This window comes from Pseudoflavonifractor phocaeensis (assembly GCF_038439875.1).
Classification (GTDB): Bacteria; Bacillota; Clostridia; order Oscillospirales; family Oscillospiraceae; genus Vermiculatibacterium.
In genome coordinates, this window is the sequence record NZ_JBCDMT010000003.1 from 85,576 (window position 1) to 100,033 (window position 14,458).

Below are 14,458 nucleotides of genomic sequence, written 5' to 3' on the forward strand. Positions count from 1 at the left end.
CCAAACGCCTCTCTTTGCCGTTTCTTTGCCAAAGGGACAAAAAACGGGCGTCCGCGGGAATCGATACATATATCAATTTGCGGACGCCCGTTTCTCTGCTGTACGCTTCTCCGTGGTACAGGTACGTTACAATTTTCGCTGGCCTGTCAGTTCCCTGACAGGGTGTTTCTCACATTCCGGGAGCGTCTTACTTGTTGGGGTAGGGCTCCAGGAAGGCGTGGAAGTGACGCATGGGCAGGTTGTGGCCCCAGACGATGCGGATGTTGGGGATGTTCTCCCGATCCTCGTACAGAGCCTTCACAGCGGCGATGACGTAGTCCAGGTGCTCCTGGGTCAGGCGGCTGCGGTCGATGGCGAAGCGGACCACGTTGGCCAGCTCGGCCTGCTGCTCGGGAGTCTTCAGGTCGTACTCCATGGAGTAGTCGCCCAGCTCGGAGGTACGAATCCCGTAGCGGCGGATCAGCTCAATGCTGAAGCCCTGGCCGGCGAAGGTATCGTGGCCCCGCTTGCCGTCGAAGAACTCGTCCATGTTGATGTACACGGCATGGCCGCCGGCGGGAAGCACGACGCCCTTGACACCGGCCTTGTAGAAGCCCTGGGCCAGGTACTCGCACTGCTTCACGCGCTCGTCCATGTAGTTGAAGTCGCAGCTCTCGTAGAGACCCACGGCCAGAGCCATGATGTCACGGCCGGACATGCCGCCGTAGGAGTCGTTGCCGTAGCAGGAGATCTGCTTAACCTTCAGCAGCACGCCCACGTCGGTCTTGATGGAGCCGTCCTCATTGAAGTCGGAGAACTTCTTCCAGAATCGGCCCTTGTCGCGGAAGGCAACCATGCCGCCCATGTTGGCGTGGCCGTCCTTCTTGGCGGACATGCAGAAGGCGTCGCACAGGGAGAACATCTCGGTGGCGATCTCGGCGATGGACTTGTCGGCGTAACCGTCCTCGTTCATCTTGATGAAGTAGCAGTTCTCCGCCCAGCGGGCCACGTCGAAGACCAGGGGGATGTCGTACTTGGCGGCAACCTTGTGGATCTCCTTCAGGTTGGCCATGGAGACGGGCTGGCCGCAGATGGGGTTGTTGGTGATGCAGGTGAAGATCAGGGGCACGTTCTCAACGCCCACGCCCTGGATCAGCTGCTCCAGCTTCTCAATGTCCATGTTGCCCTTGAAGGGGTTCTTGGCGTAAGTACCGCCCTCGGGGATCTCGTACAGCAGGTCCTTGTTGTACAGGTTGCGGGGGATGGAGCCCATCTGCTTGATGTTGCCCTCGGTGGTGTCGAAGTGGCCGTTGGAGGGGATGGTGAAGACCTTGCCGGGATGACGGGCGGCCAGGATCTTCTTCACGATCTCCATCAGGACGGACTCAGCGGCACGGCCCTGCTGGATGATGAAGGTGTTGGGACGCTCCATCTGAGCGGCGCCGCCGTTGAAGAGGCCGCCCTCGTACTCGCACAGGTACATCTCGTCCATCATCTTCTCCACGTCCCGGCAGTCGGTCCGCACGAGGTCGATGACTTTCTTCCAGTTCTTCTCGCCGCCGCGCTCAAAGATGTCGCGGAAGGTGTCCAGCAGGACATAGTAGCCGGTGTTGCGGCCATAGGCCTCGTCGCCCAGGAACAGAGAGGCCCACTGGTGGTTGGTCATGGCGGTGGTGCCGGAGTCGGACAGCATGTCGACGGTCAGCATGCCGGCGGGGAAGGCGAACTCGTTGTAGTGGGTGGCCTTCAGCGCGCGCTCACGCTGCTCTACGGTGACTTCGGGCAGATCGCGCACCGCAAAGGTGAAATGATGGGGGGTGGGAACACTCAGCGGGTACTTTTCCATGTTTATTACCTCCATTAGACGTTTATCGTCTTTATTTAGAGGATACCCCGGTCGTCGGCGGTCGGCTTTCATTCCCGGACCTTTGCGACTAGCGGACAGTACCTTGCGAGAATTATGCTATCATCATTTTCTTCTCATGTCAAGTTGTTCTTGTGAAATCTTGACCGAAAATCTCTCTCAAATCCTGTGCATTTTATATACTTCTTAACTTATACCACGCTTTTTGAGAAAATTTCTATTGCCTTTACCCATTTTATCTCTTGCTTCTTCTCTTTTACCATGTTATGATGGTTCCACCACGATAAGAATTTTTTCGCCGTTTGTATCAATTTTTATCTTATTTCAATAAGCTAATGGGGTGAAGTAATGAACCGCGCCATGCTGAAACAGTATACAAAGCTCGTGGAATTTCTGGGGTTGACCCTGGGCCCCAGCTATGAGATCACGCTCCATGACGTCAGCGGCAAAAACAGCTCCATCATCGCCATCGTCAATGGCGACATCAGCGGCCGGAACCTGGATTCCCCTCCCACGGACATGGCCCTGCGGGCCATCACGGAAAACGCCGCCGGGCGGGACTACCGGATCAACTACAACGGTCTGGCCGGGGGGAATAAGGTTCTGCGCTCCTCTACTTATTACATCAAGGACAGCGGCGGGAATCTGGTGGGCATGCTGTGCATCAACTTTGACGACAGCAAGTTCCAGGCCCTCTCCAGCCAGCTGTTCCAGCTCATCCACCCGGACAACTACGTGGAGAACAACATCGCCATCCGCAGCGACATCCTGGAGCTGACAGAGGACGCGCCCGAAACGGAGCGCTTCAACGACTCCGTGACCTCGGTGGCCCAGAGCGTCATCCAGGAGGTTTTGAGCGAGGACGGGGTGCCGGTGGACCGGCTGACCCAGGCGGAGAAGATCCGCATCGTCTCCCAGCTGGAACAGCGGGGAGTCTTCCGCCTCCGGGGGGCGGTGGACAACGTGTCCAAGGCTCTGCGCAGCTCCCCCGCCAGCATCTATCGCTATCTGACCCGGATCCGCAGTGAAAAGGAGGAGTCCTTTTGAGCTTCCTCTTCCCTGTTATCTCCCACAACGAGGTATCATGAAATGAGTTATCGAAAGCGTGTATTTTTTCTGATCATCGGCCAGCCCATCTCCTCTCTGGGCGTGGCCGCTTTGGTGCAGGCCAATATCGGACTGGATCCCTGGGGCGCTCTTCACCAGGGGTTGAGCAACGTCACCGGGCTCTCCTTCGGTATCTGCACCATCCTGGTGGGCGCCTTGGCCATCCTCATTTCCGCCCTGCTCAAGGAACCCCTGAGCGTGGGCACCATCGTCAGCGTCATCGCCCCAGGCATCTTCGTGGACCTTTTCCAGGGGATGGGCCTTATCCCCCAGATGCAGGGGCTCTGGAGCGGCGTGGCCTTGATGCTGCTGGGGCAGGTCATGCTGGCCCTGGGCACCTATTTCTACATGGCCGCCGCCATGGGGGCCGGGCCCCGGGACGCCCTCATGGTAGCCGTCTCCCGCCCGCTCCATTTGCAGGTGGGTGTCTGCCGCACCGTCATTGAGATAACGGCGCTGATCCTGGGCTATTTCATGGGCGCCAAGATCGGCGTAGGCACCATCATCGCCGCGCTCACCATCGGCCCCGCCCTCCAGGCGGTTTTCGCCTTGTTCCACTATGACCCGAAAACCGTCCACCACGACAGCTTTTCCGAGCTGTGGACGGTGTTCCGCCGCTGGGTCCGCAGAGAGCCCCCGGAGGCCCCCTCCCCGGTGCCCTGCCCATCTGACGACAAAGAAAACGGAGGACCGGCTTAAGCCGGTCCTCCGCTTTTCTATATTCAATCCTACATCAAAATGGCGCCCTCGATCCCAGCGTCCAAGAGGGACACGAACTTCTCCGCGTCCGCCCGGCTTCCCACCACGCTGCCGTAGTGGATGGGGACCGCCGCCTTGGGCCGGATGGCGTTCACCAGTCCCGCCGCCGCCTTGGCGTCCATAGTATAGGTGCCGCCCACGGGCACCAGGGCCACGTCGCACCGGACGGCCCTAGCCTCCGGGGTATCGTCGGTGTCCCCGGCGATATAATAGCGCGCCCCGTCCAGGGTGACGACGTACCCCAGCCACCCATTTTGCTTGAGGTGGAAGGGCTTGCCCTCATTGTAGGCCGCTACGGCCTCCACCGTCACGGCCCCGGCCTTCCCCCGCTCCCCGGGGGACAGGGTGACGACCTTTTCCCGGGAAAAGCCCAGGCCTTCGGCCTTGTCCGCCTCGGACGCGGGCAGGACCAGCACGGTCTCCGGCTTCCGCACCCGCTGGATATCCTCCGGAGACAGGTGGTCGTAGTGGCTGTGGGTCACCAAAATCACGTCGGCGTCGTGGGGGGCCTCCGTCAAGCCATAGGGGTCCGTGTAAACCACGGCCTCCCCTGCCAGCCGCACGCAGGCGTGGAAGGGCACCGAGACACATTCCAGCATCACAGCTTCCCCTCCCCCATCAGGATGGCCATGACGGCCTTTTGGGCGTGGAGGCGGTTCTCCGCCTCGTCAAAGATCTCCTCAGCGTGGGCCTCGAAGGTCTCGGCGGTGATCTCCTCCCCCCGGTGGGCGGGCAGGCAGTGCTGGACCATACAGCCGGGGTGGGCCAGCTTCATGAGATCCTCGTTCACCTGGAATACCCCGGCGAAGGCCTTCTCCCGCTTCTCCTTCTCCCCCTCCTGGCCCATGGAGGCCCAGACGTCGGTAAAGACGGCGTCGGCGTCCGCCGCCGCCTCCTTGGGGTCCCGGCAAAGGGTGAACTTCTGACCCTTGGCGAAGTCCAGCACCTTGGGGTCGGGATCGTAGCCCTCGGGGCAGGCCACCGCCACCTCCATGCCGCACTTCAGCCCGCCCACGATGAGGGAGTTGGCCATGTTGTTGCCGTCGCCGATGAAGGCCAGCTTCAGCCCCTCCAGCCGGGTCATCTTCTCCCGGATGGTCATCAGGTCGGCCAACACCTGGCAGGGGTGGGCAAAATCAGTGAGGCCGTTGATCACGGGGACATCGGCGTACTTGGCCAGCTCCTCCACCTCGTCCTGGCCGAAGGTGCGGATCATGATGCCGTTGCAGTACCGGGAGAGGACCCGGGCGGTGTCCTCAATGGGCTCCCCCCGGCCGATTTGGCTCTCCTTGCCGGAGAGGAAGAGGGCATGACCCCCCAGCTGGTACATGCCCACCTCGAAGGACACCCGGGTGCGGGTGGAGTTCTTCTCGAAGATCATGGCCAGGGTCTTGCCCTCCAGATAGTTGTGGGTCAGGCCGTGCTTCTGGTTGTATTTCATCTGGTCGGCCACGTTGAGGATGTGGTCGATGTCCTTGCCGGTCAGGTCCAGCAGCTTCAACAGATCATTCATCGTCGTTCCTCCTTATTCCCCGAAAACCCGGGCCATGATGGCAAGGCCCTCGTCTATTTCCTCCCTGGTGATGGTCAGCGGCGGCAGCAGCCGCAGTACATTATGCCCCGCCGTCAGCACCAGCAGCCCGGCGTCCATCAGTTTGGCCGCCAACTCCTTATTGGTGTGACCCTCGGCCACCTCCACCCCGATCATCAGTCCCAGCCCCCGGGTCTTGCCCAGGCAGGGCAGCTCCAGGGCCTCGATCCCGCGGCGCAGATATTGCCCTTTTTCCGCCACCTGTTCCAAAGCGGCGTCGTCCAAAATCTCCTGGACCTCCAGCGCCGCGGCGGCGCACACGGGGTTGCCCCCGAAGGTAGAGGCGTGGGTGCCGGGCCCCAGTACCCCCCTGCACCGCTCACTGACCAGGAAGCCGCCCATGGGCAGCCCCCCGGCAATGCCCTTGGCGAAGGTCACCGCGTCGGGCAGGATACCGTACTGCTGGAAGCAAAACAGCGTCCCCGTCCGGCCCACGCCGGTCTGCACCTCGTCCACCAGCAGCAGCCAGTCCCGCTCGGCGCAGAGGACGGCCAGGTCGTGGACGAAGGCCTTGTCCATGGGGAATACGCCCCCCTCCCCTTGCACCAGTTCCAGCATCACGGCGCACACGTCGTGGCCCGCCACCTCCGAGATGCCGTCCATGGTGGGCTCGGCGTAACGGAAGCCGTCGGTGAAGGGGAAAAAGTAGTTGTGGAACACGTCCTGACCCGTGGCGGCCAGGGTGGTCACCGTCCGGCCATGAAAGGAGTTTTTCAGGGTGAGGATGGTCCCCCGCCCCTTGCCGTACTTGTCGAAGGAGTACTTCCGGGCCAGCTTGATGGCCCCCTCGTTGCTCTCGGCCCCGGAGTTGCCGAAGAAGGCCCCCGCCATGCCGGAGCGTTGGCAAAGCGTCTGGGCCAGTCGGGCATAGGGCTGGTTGTAAAAGAGGTTGGAGATGTGCCCCAGCTTCAAGGCCTGGTCGGTGATGGCTTTGGCCCAGCGCTCGTTTCCGTAGCCCACCGAGGCGGTGCCGATGCCGGCGGTGAAGTCGACATACTCCTTCCCCGCCAGGTCCCACAGCCTGGCGCCCTTGCCGTGGTCGATGTCCACGTCGAAACGCCCGTAGGTCTGAAGGGTGTATTGATGGTCCAGCTTGACCAGTTCCTCATGGGTCATATCTGTTCACCTCTCTCAAAGAATCATGGTGCCGATGCCCTTGTCGGAGAGCATCTCGATCAGAATGGAGTGGGGGATGCGGCCGTCCAGGATATGGGTGCGGGGCACCCCCTGGCGCACCGCCTCTACACAGCAGTCCACCTTGGGGATCATCCCACCGGAGATGACCCCGTCCTTCACAAGGCCGGGGATCTCGTGGAGATGGGCCACGTGGATGAGGGTGTACTCATCGTGGGCGTCCCGCAGGAGGCCACGCACGTCGGTGAGGAGGATGAGCTTTTCCGCGTGGAGGGCCACCGCCAGCTTGGCGGCGGCGGTATCGGCGTTGATGTTGTAGGCCGTCTCCGCGTCCACCCCCTGAGCCACGGTGGACACCACCGGGACGTAGCCGTTGCCCAGGCAGTCCTCCACCGGCTGGGGATCCACCTGGACGATCTCCCCCACCAAGCCGTATTTCTCGTCCAGCCGCCTGGCCTGGAAGAGTCCGGCATCCATGCCGCACAGGCCCACGGCCCGGCCCCCCGTGCGGTTCAGGGTGGCCACCAGGTCCTTGTTCACCTTGCCGCAGAGGATCTGCTGGACGATATCCATGGTCTCAGCGTCGGTGTAACGAAGGCCGTCCACGAATCGGGACTCCTTGCCGATCTTTTTCAGCATGGCGGAGATCTCCGGCCCGCCGCCGTGGACCACCACCACCCGGATGCCCACCAGGGACAGCAGGATGATATCGGAGATGACGGCCTTTCGGAGGTCCTCGGAGATCATGGCGTTGCCGCCGTATTTGACCACGATGGTCTTGCCGTAAAACTTCTGGATATACGGAAGGGCCTCCGCCAGCACCTCGGCCCGCTCCACGTGGGTATAGGACATATTCAAAACTCCTTTGGCCGGACCGGGCCCGCCGCTCAGGTCCGGTAATCCCCGTTGATTTTTACGTAGTCGTAGGTCAGGTCGCAGCCCCAGCAGGAGACCGTGTGATCCCCCTCGTGGAGGTCCACCAGGATCTCCACGTCGTCCCGGCTGAGGATGGCCTTGGCCCGCTCCTCGTCGAAGTCCACCCCGGCGCCGTCCTTGCAGACCAGGATATCCCCCAGGTCGGAGGTGAAGCGCACGTCCACGTACTCCGGGCGGAAGGGGGCCTTGGAGTAGCCCATGGCGCACAGGACCCGGCCCCAGTTGGCGTCGGCGCCGAACATGGCCGCCTTGACAAGGGACGAGCCCACCACCGCCTTGGCAAGGCGCTCGGCCACCTCCTCGCTGCGGGCGTCCTTCACGGTGCAGGTCACCAGGCGGGTGGCCCCTTCGCCGTCGGCGGCGATATGCTTGGCCATATACTCGCACACCCCGTGGAGGGCCTGGGCGAAGAGGGTGTAGTTGTCGTCCTTCCACTCGATGAGAGGGTTTTCCGCCATGCCGTTGGCCAGGACCACGCACATGTCGTTGGTGGAGGTGTCCCCATCCACCGTCACCCGGTTGAAGGTGCGGGGGACGATGGCGTGGAGGGCATCCTGGAGCATTTCCTGGGTAATGGCGCAGTCGGTGGTGATGAAGCAGAGCATGGTGCCCATGTTGGGGTGGATCATGCCCGAGCCCTTGGCGATGGCCCCGATGGTCACCGTCCTGCCGCCGATGGTGAGGCTGACGGCGTACTCCTTCTTCTCCGTGTCGGTGGTCATGATGGCGTGGGCCGCGTCGTCGGAGCCGCCCTCCTTTTTGAGCTGCTCCGCCAGCACCGGCACGCCCTTCTCGATGGCGGCGATGTTCAAGGTCTGGCCGATGACCCCGGTGGAGGCCACCACGAAGTCGGAGGGCTTCAATCCGGTGGCCTTGGCCGCCGCCTCGCACATCCTTTTGGCGTTCTCGTGGCCCTCCGGGGCGCAGGCGTTGGCGTTGCCGGAGTTGGCGATGACGCCCCTACACACCCCGTCCTCCAGGTGCTCCATGGTAATGTAAAGGGGAGCCGCTTTCACCCGGTTGAGGGTGTAGGTAGCCGCCGCCACGCACTCCTTTTCCGAGAGGATCATGGCCAGGTCCTTCTTCCCCGACAGATAGTCGGCCATGGAGGAGACCACCGGCTGGTTGCCGTCGGCCAAGCCCTGTTTCACCCCGCAGCGGACGCCGCCGGCGGTAAAGCCCTTTGCGGCGGTGACGCCGCCTGAAACCTGCTTCATTCTTCATCCACCCTTTTATAAAAGTTCTTTGCCCGGCTTTCGTTCAGGAAAGCTGGAGACCCGCCGTCTCGGGGAGGCCCAGCATCAGGTTCATGTTCTGCACCGCCGCGCCGGAGGCCCCCTTGCCCAGGTTGTCGAACCGGGCAGTGATGATGGTCTGGTCGTGGTTGCCCGACACCGTCAGCTCCAGTTTGTCCGTCCCGGCGAAGGTGTTGGCCGCCAAAGTGTCACCCGCCTCGTTGAAGGGGGCCACTGTCACCAGCTTTTCCCCGGCATAGTAGGCGTACAGGATGAGCCGCAGCTCCTCCGCCGTGGGCTGGCCCTTCAGATAGCGGTTATAGAGCATCACCGTGGTGGACATGCCCTTGTAGTAGTCGTCCACCACCGGGCAGAAGATAGGGGGCAATTCCAGCCCGGCCACCACCTTCATTTCCGGCAGATGCTTGTGCTGGAGGGTGGTGCCATACAGCCTAGGACTGTAAAGCTCCTCCCCTTTCTCCCCCTCCTCATACTGGGCAATCATCTTCTTGCCGCCGCCGGAGTATCCGGTGAGGGAAAAGCAGGTCAGAGGGTAGTCGGGAGGCAGGACCCGCATCCGCACCAGGGGGGCCGCCGCCGCCAGAAAGCCGGTGGCGTGACAGCCGGGGTTGGCCACCCGGGAGGCCTGGGCCACAGCCATCCGCTGGCCGTGCAGCTCGGGGAATCCGTAGACCCAGCCGGGGGCCGTGCGGTGGGCGGTGGAGGCGTCGATGATTTTGGTGTGCCCATTGTCCGCCAGCTCCGCGGCCTCTTTGGCGGCGGCGTCGGGAAGGCAGAAAAACACCAGGTCGGCGGCATCCATAATGGCCTTCCGCTCCGTCAAGCCTTTACGCTTGTCAGATGAGATGGTCAACAGCTCGATGTCGTTCCGCTGGGCCAGCCGGTCATGGATCTGAAGGCCGGTGGTCCCCTCCTGGCCGTCAATGAAAACCTTTGGCTTGCTCATTTCCCCCGCTCCTTCAAAAAGTCCTTGATGTGGTCGATCTGGGCCTGGACGGCGTCCGGGGCGGGACCGCCGTAGACCTTCCGGCCGCCCACGCAGGTCTTGAGTTCCAAGGCCTGATAGACGTCGGCGTCGAAGAGGGCGGAGACTGATCGAAAGTCCTTGAGGGGCAGGGTGTCCAGGGTCTCCCCCGTCCTGAGGCACATGTGCACCAGACGGCCCACGATCATGTACGCCTCCCGGAAGGGCAGGCCCTTTTTGACCAGGTAGTCGGCGCAGTCGGTGGCGTTGATGAAGCCGCCGGAGGCCGCCCTGCGCATGTTGTCCCGGCGGACGGTGAGGGTGTCCAGCATGGCGGTGAAGACCGGCAGGCACATCTCCACCGTGTCGATGGCGTCGAAGACCGGCTCCTTGTCCTCCTGCATGTCCTTGTTGTAGGCCAGGGGGAGGCCCTTCATCACCGTCAGAAGGGTGATGAGGGAGCCGTAGACCCGGCCCGTCTTGCCCCGGACCAGCTCGGCCACGTCGGGGTTCTTCTTCTGGGGCATGATGGAGGAGCCGGTGGAGTAGGCGTCGTCCAGCTCCACGAATTTGAACTCCCAGGAGCACCACAAAATCAGCTCCTCGGAGAAGCGGGAGAGGTGCATCATGAGGATGGAGCAGGCGGAGAGGAACTCCAGAGCGAAGTCCCGGTCGGACACCGAGTCCAGGGAGTTTTCCGTGGGCTTGCGAAAGCCCAGGGCCTGGGCGGTCTGGAAGCGGTCCACGGGGTAGGTGGAGGTGGCCAGGGCGCCGGCCCCCAGGGGGCACTCGTCCATCCGCTCCAGGCAGTCCTCCAGGCGGGTCACGTCCCGGCGGAGCATGTTGGCGTAGGCCATCATGTAGTGGGCCAGGGTGGTGGGCTGGGCCCGCTGAAGGTGGGTATAGCCGGGCATGACCGCGTCCAGGGTCTCCTCCGCCTTCTTCACCAGGACCCCTTCCAGGTTCAGGACCATGCCGATGATTTTGGAAATCTCCTTTTTCACGTAGAGGCGGAAATCCACCGCCACCTGGTCGTTGCGGCTGCGGGCGGTGTGGAGGCGCTTGCCCGTGTCCCCGATGCGGGAGGTGAGCTCGGCCTCGATGTTCATGTGGATGTCCTCGTTGTCCAGGGAGAACTCCACCTGCCCGGCCTCCACGTCCGCCAGGATGGCCTGGAGGCCCTCGATAATTTTTTCCGCCTCGTGGGGCTCGATGATGCCCTGTTTGCCCAGCATGGCGGCGTGGGCTATGGAGCCGGCGATGTCCTCCCGGTAGAGCCGGGCGTCGAAGGTGATGGAGGAGTTGAAGTCGTTGACCAGGGTGTCGGTCTCCTTCTGGAATCTGCCTGCCCAGAGTTTCATAGAATCGCTCCTTGATATGGGATACGGGCCGGTCCCAGACCGGCCCGCCCCTTGTATTTGAACTTACAGCTTGCCCTGCTCCCGCAGCGCCTGGACCTTCTCAGGCAGGCCCCAGAGGTTGATGAAGCCCTTGGAGTCGGTCTGGTCGTAGTCGCTCTCCTCGAAGGTGACGAGGTTTTCGGAGTAGAGGCTCTCTGGGGAGGTGACGCCGGCGTTGATGATGTTGCCCTTGTAGAGCTTGAGCTTCACCGTGCCGGTGACGTGCTCCTGGGTGGCGTCGGCAAAGGCGGAGAGGGCCTCCCGCAGGGGGGAGAACCACTTGCCGTTGTAAACGAGGTCCGCGAAGTCCACCGCCAGCTTGGCCTTCATGTGGGCGGTATCCTTGTCCACGGTGATCATCTCCAGCACCTCGTGGGCGTGGTAGAGGATGGTGCCGCCCGGGGTCTCGTAGACGCCCCGGTCCTTCATGCCCACGAGGCGGTTTTCCACGATGTCCAGAAGGCCGATGCCGTTGGCGCCGCCCAAGACGTTGAGCTTGCGCACGATGTCGCTGGCCTTCATCTTCTCCCCGTCCACGGCCACGGGCACGCCCTTGACGAAGTCGATGGTGACGTAGGTGGGCTTGTCGGGGGCGGTGACGGGGCTGACGCCCATCTCCAGGAAGCCCTCCTTCTCGTAGAGGGGCTCGTTGGCGGGATCCTCCAGGTCCAGGCCCTCGTGGGAGAGGTGCCAGAGGTTCTTGTCCTTGGAGTAGTTGGTCTCCCGGGAGATTTTCAGGGGGACGTTGTGGGCCTCGGCGTAGTCGATTTCCTCGTCCCGGCCCTTGATATCCCATTCCCGCCAGGGGGCGATGATGGTCATCTCGGGGGCAAAGCGCTTGATGGCCAGCTCGAAGCGGACCTGGTCGTTGCCCTTGCCGGTGCAGCCATGGCAGATGGCGTCGGCCCCCTCCTTCTTGGCGATCTCGACGAGCCGCTTGGCGATGATGGGCCGGGCGAAGGCGGTGCCCAGAAGGTACTGCTCGTATTTGGCGCCCATTTTCAGGGAGGGGATGATGACCTCGTCCACCATCTCGTCGGTGAGGTCCTCGATGTACAGCTTGGAGGCGCCGGTCTTGATGGCCTTCTCCTCCAGCCCGTCCAGCTCGGTGCCCTGGCCCACATCGCCGGAGACGGCGATGATTTCGGGGTTGTTGTAGTTCTCCTTCAGCCAGGGGATGATGATGGACGTATCCAGCCCGCCGGAATAGGCGAGCACCACTTTTTTGATGTCAGCCATGGAAAAGACCTCCGTTTTTTGATGTTGGAGACAGTTTACCACGGCGAAGCAAAAAAGGCAAGGGGCAATTCGCATAATTATTCTAGGTAAGCCGGATTTTTTTCGGTGTATTTGAATATTATTCAAAATTATATGAATATTTATGATTATATGCAGAAAGGCGGGCGGAGAAGCCTCCGCCCGCCCCAGCCATTTTCACATGTGGAACCTTCTCCGGGCCTCCTCCCGGAGGGAGGGCACCCGCCGGACGATGACCAGGGGGACGATGATGGCGGCGCAGATGGCCAGCACCACCAGGGACCAGGTGGGCGACCAGACCTGGAACAGATAGCGGTCCACGAAGAGCTCGATGAAGAAGCAGAAGGCCCCGATGGCCCCGATGAAGAGGGTGACGGTGGTCAGGATGGACCGGCCCCGGGCAAAGAGGCCCAAAAACAGCTCAATGGCGCCGCCGGAGAGGATGATGGGCAGGGCCAGCCCCACGTACCAGTCCAGGCCGTGGTTGGCCAGGGCGATGAGGAGCACGTAGATGGCGATGGCCGCCATGTCGATGACCAGACGCAGGAGGAGGTGGAGCTTGCGCTCCACCAGTGGGGGCACGAACCACAGCCACAGCATCACGGCGGCCCCGATGATATAGAGCGACCAGACGTGCTCCGCCCGCAGGAAGAGGTTCAGCACCCCACAGGCCACCGAGATGGAGGCCAGGAGCACCGAGATGAGGAGGGCGGCCTCCCACCGGGACACCGGCTTCACCTCGCCCCGGTCCGTGGGGAAGGGCTTTGGGGAGACGGTATCCACCGGCTGGGCCGGGTCGTGGACGGGGGTCTGGCACAGGGGACAGGCCCCGGCGGTGGGGTCCAGCTCCACCCCGCAGTGGACGCAGTAGGACATTTACCTCTCCTCCTTTCGATTCGACGTGACTTTGACCGGGATGCCGGCCTTGACCAGGAAGCGGAAAAAGTCCCGCTCGGTCTCCGCGTCCCTCTGGGTGCCGGCGAAGGTGATCTCCATGGTGTTGCCGTAGCTGATGGAAGCGCAGTGGGGCCGGGGCATGGTGGCCTGGCCCAGGATAACCTCCATATGGTCGATGAGGGGCGTCATCTCGTGGGGGACCTTGAAGGCCCCGGGGTTGGTGTAGGTCCCCGAGTAGGGCCGGACCCCCGCCAGGCGGTAGCTCAGGGACATGACGGGGTTTTTCAGGAACACCGGCATGACGCCCAGGAATTTGTTGGTCTGGAAGTGGACGTTCCCCGTGAAGGTGGCCCGCATCCGGGCCTTGTCCTGTTCCAGGCGCATGAAGTGGTGGGCGTAGTGGAGCACGTCCTCGAAGGGGTAGTCCCCCAGGGAGGGGTCGATGACGGGGCGGATGGTGATGATGAAGTTGCGGAGGGTGGCCGAGGGGAACCAGGGCCGCAGGTTGATGGGGATGGCCAGGGCCACCGGCTTCTCCCGCACCGGCCGCTCCCGGCGCTGCTTGTCGATGAGGACCTTCAGAAGGACGGCGGTGAGATACTCCGTCACCGTCACCCCCCGGCCCTTCGCCACCTGGCGCAGCTTGTCCAGGGGCAGGAAGCCCATGGTGACGTTGAGGGTGTAGAAGGGCTCCGCCGTGCCCTTGTTCTGATAGGCCTTCCCCTTCATGCTCCCACGCAGGACCTTTTTCCCGGCGTAGCGGGCGTAGGCGTCCTCCCGCTCCTCTTTCAGCGGCGGCTCTCTCAAATCCAGCAGGCCGGGGCCGGAGTAGGGCACGTCGTGGCCCACCTCCCGAAAGTAGGCGGCCAGCACCGTGCGGAAGAAAACCAGGGCCCCCGCCCCGTCGGAGAGGGCGTGGAAGACCTCCAGGGAGATGCGCTTTTCATAGTAGTAGAACCGGATGAGCCAGCCGTTGTCCTCCTGGAAGCGCATGGGCTGGCAGGGGTTGGCGATGTCGGGCTGGACGAAGGGGCCGGGGGCGTCGTTGGGCTCGAAGTAGTACCAGAAGGCCCCCTTCTTGATGCGCACGGAAAAGCCGGGGAACCGGGGGACGCACTCGTCCACCGCCCGCTGGAGGGCGGCGGGGTCCACCCCCTCGGTGAGGACGGCGGAGAAGCGGTAGACGGCGGAATACTCCTCCTTTTGGAGGGCAGAGTATAGGATGCCCGCGTTGTCCAGGGTGTACCAGTCGGGCTTTTTCTTCCTGGCCATCTTCTCCCCCCTTCCCCTTGTTGTCTTCACATCACATTGGGT

13 protein-coding genes are annotated in these 14,458 nt (G+C 62.7%); 2 read left to right on the plus strand and 11 right to left on the minus strand.

What is annotated here, in order from left to right:
- Window positions 1-187: 187 nt before the first annotated feature.
- Window positions 188-1,825 (minus strand): tryptophanase, encoded by a 1,638-nt coding sequence (locus AAEU42_RS05085; RefSeq protein WP_342232456.1) that lies wholly within the window; start codon window positions 1,823-1,825, stop codon window positions 188-190.
- A 366-nt stretch (window positions 1,826-2,191) separates the two neighbouring features.
- On the opposite strand from AAEU42_RS05085, the gene AAEU42_RS05090 reads away from it, so the two are divergent.
- Together AAEU42_RS05090 and AAEU42_RS05095 are read left to right on the plus strand one after the other, a co-directional pair.
- A complete protein-coding gene (locus AAEU42_RS05090) occupies window positions 2,192-2,890 on the plus strand; it encodes a helix-turn-helix transcriptional regulator (protein ID WP_342232457.1) in 699 nt (232 codons plus the stop codon).
- A gap of 42 nt (window positions 2,891-2,932) precedes the next feature.
- Window positions 2,933-3,649 carry a YczE/YyaS/YitT family protein gene (locus tag AAEU42_RS05095; protein WP_342232458.1) on the plus strand — a complete coding sequence of 239 codons (717 nt, stop codon included), beginning with the start codon at window positions 2,933-2,935 and terminating at the stop codon, window positions 3,647-3,649.
- Between the two features lie 29 nt (window positions 3,650-3,678).
- Here AAEU42_RS05095 and AAEU42_RS05100 read toward each other — a convergent pair whose 3' ends face one another.
- From AAEU42_RS05100 to AAEU42_RS05145, 10 genes are all read right to left on the minus strand, one after another.
- Window positions 3,679-4,308 (minus strand): MBL fold metallo-hydrolase, encoded by a 630-nt coding sequence (locus tag AAEU42_RS05100; RefSeq protein ID WP_342232848.1) that lies wholly within the window; start codon window positions 4,306-4,308, stop codon window positions 3,679-3,681.
- On the minus strand, window positions 4,308-5,222 hold the full coding sequence (gene argF, locus AAEU42_RS05105; protein WP_342232459.1) for an ornithine carbamoyltransferase: 915 nt from the start codon (window positions 5,220-5,222) through the stop codon (window positions 4,308-4,310). Before argF ends, AAEU42_RS05100 begins: the two co-directional genes overlap by 1 nt.
- A gap of 12 nt (window positions 5,223-5,234) precedes the next feature.
- The gene (locus tag AAEU42_RS05110; RefSeq protein WP_342232460.1) at window positions 5,235-6,416 is read right to left on the minus strand and encodes an aspartate aminotransferase family protein; all 1,182 of its coding nucleotides are present in this window, start codon (window positions 6,414-6,416) and stop codon (window positions 5,235-5,237) included.
- Window positions 6,417-6,431: 15 nt separating this feature from the next.
- On the minus strand, window positions 6,432-7,286 hold the full coding sequence (argB, locus tag AAEU42_RS05115; protein ID WP_342232461.1) for an acetylglutamate kinase: 855 nt from the start codon (window positions 7,284-7,286) through the stop codon (window positions 6,432-6,434).
- 35 nt (window positions 7,287-7,321) lie between these two features.
- Window positions 7,322-8,587: a bifunctional glutamate N-acetyltransferase/amino-acid acetyltransferase ArgJ gene (gene argJ / locus AAEU42_RS05120; RefSeq protein ID WP_342232462.1), complete on the minus strand. Its 1,266-nt coding sequence runs from the start codon at window positions 8,585-8,587 to the stop codon at window positions 7,322-7,324.
- Between the two features lie 43 nt (window positions 8,588-8,630).
- A complete protein-coding gene (gene argC / locus AAEU42_RS05125) occupies window positions 8,631-9,572 on the minus strand; it encodes an N-acetyl-gamma-glutamyl-phosphate reductase (protein ID WP_342232463.1) in 942 nt (313 codons plus the stop codon).
- On the minus strand, window positions 9,569-10,951 hold the full coding sequence (argH, locus tag AAEU42_RS05130; protein ID WP_342232464.1) for an argininosuccinate lyase: 1,383 nt from the start codon (window positions 10,949-10,951) through the stop codon (window positions 9,569-9,571). The genes argC and argH overlap by 4 nt, the downstream gene beginning before the upstream one ends.
- A 63-nt stretch (window positions 10,952-11,014) precedes the next feature.
- Window positions 11,015-12,229 carry an argininosuccinate synthase gene (locus AAEU42_RS05135; RefSeq protein ID WP_342232465.1) on the minus strand — a complete coding sequence of 405 codons (1,215 nt, stop codon included), beginning with the start codon at window positions 12,227-12,229 and terminating at the stop codon, window positions 11,015-11,017.
- A gap of 195 nt (window positions 12,230-12,424) precedes the next feature.
- Entirely contained in the window at window positions 12,425-13,123 is a 699-nt protein-coding gene (locus AAEU42_RS05140; RefSeq protein ID WP_342232466.1) for a DUF6320 domain-containing protein, read from the minus strand.
- Window positions 13,124-14,416, minus strand: coding sequence for a hypothetical protein (locus tag AAEU42_RS05145; protein WP_342232467.1), 1,293 nt, complete (start codon window positions 14,414-14,416; stop codon window positions 13,124-13,126). It abuts the gene before it with no gap.
- Window positions 14,417-14,458 lie beyond the last annotated feature (42 nt).

Excerpts from the sequence above, each read along its gene's own strand:
- argC (WP_342232463.1), bottom strand. The coding sequence starts at position 9,572 with ATGAGCAAGCCAAAGGTTTTCATTGACGGCCAGGAGGGGACCACCGGC.
- argF (WP_342232459.1), bottom strand. The coding sequence starts at position 5,222 with ATGAATGATCTGTTGAAGCTGCTGGACCTGACCGGCAAGGACATCGAC.
- AAEU42_RS05135 (WP_342232465.1), bottom strand. The coding sequence starts at position 12,229 with ATGGCTGACATCAAAAAAGTGGTGCTCGCCTATTCCGGCGGGCTGGAT.
- AAEU42_RS05100 (WP_342232848.1), bottom strand. The coding sequence starts at position 4,308 with ATGCTGGAATGTGTCTCGGTGCCCTTCCACGCCTGCGTGCGGCTGGCA.
- AAEU42_RS05140 (WP_342232466.1), bottom strand. The coding sequence starts at position 13,123 with ATGTCCTACTGCGTCCACTGCGGGGTGGAGCTGGACCCCACCGCCGGG.
- AAEU42_RS05145 (WP_342232467.1), bottom strand. The coding sequence starts at position 14,416 with ATGGCCAGGAAGAAAAAGCCCGACTGGTACACCCTGGACAACGCGGGC.
- AAEU42_RS05085 (WP_342232456.1), bottom strand. The coding sequence starts at position 1,825 with ATGGAAAAGTACCCGCTGAGTGTTCCCACCCCCCATCATTTCACCTTT.
- AAEU42_RS05090 (WP_342232457.1), top strand. The coding sequence starts at position 2,192 with ATGAACCGCGCCATGCTGAAACAGTATACAAAGCTCGTGGAATTTCTG.
- argH (WP_342232464.1), bottom strand. The coding sequence starts at position 10,951 with ATGAAACTCTGGGCAGGCAGATTCCAGAAGGAGACCGACACCCTGGTC.
- argB (WP_342232461.1), bottom strand. The coding sequence starts at position 7,286 with ATGTCCTATACCCACGTGGAGCGGGCCGAGGTGCTGGCGGAGGCCCTT.
- AAEU42_RS05110 (WP_342232460.1), bottom strand. The coding sequence starts at position 6,416 with ATGACCCATGAGGAACTGGTCAAGCTGGACCATCAATACACCCTTCAG.
- argJ (WP_342232462.1), bottom strand. The coding sequence starts at position 8,587 with ATGAAGCAGGTTTCAGGCGGCGTCACCGCCGCAAAGGGCTTTACCGCC.
- AAEU42_RS05095 (WP_342232458.1), top strand. The coding sequence starts at position 2,933 with ATGAGTTATCGAAAGCGTGTATTTTTTCTGATCATCGGCCAGCCCATC.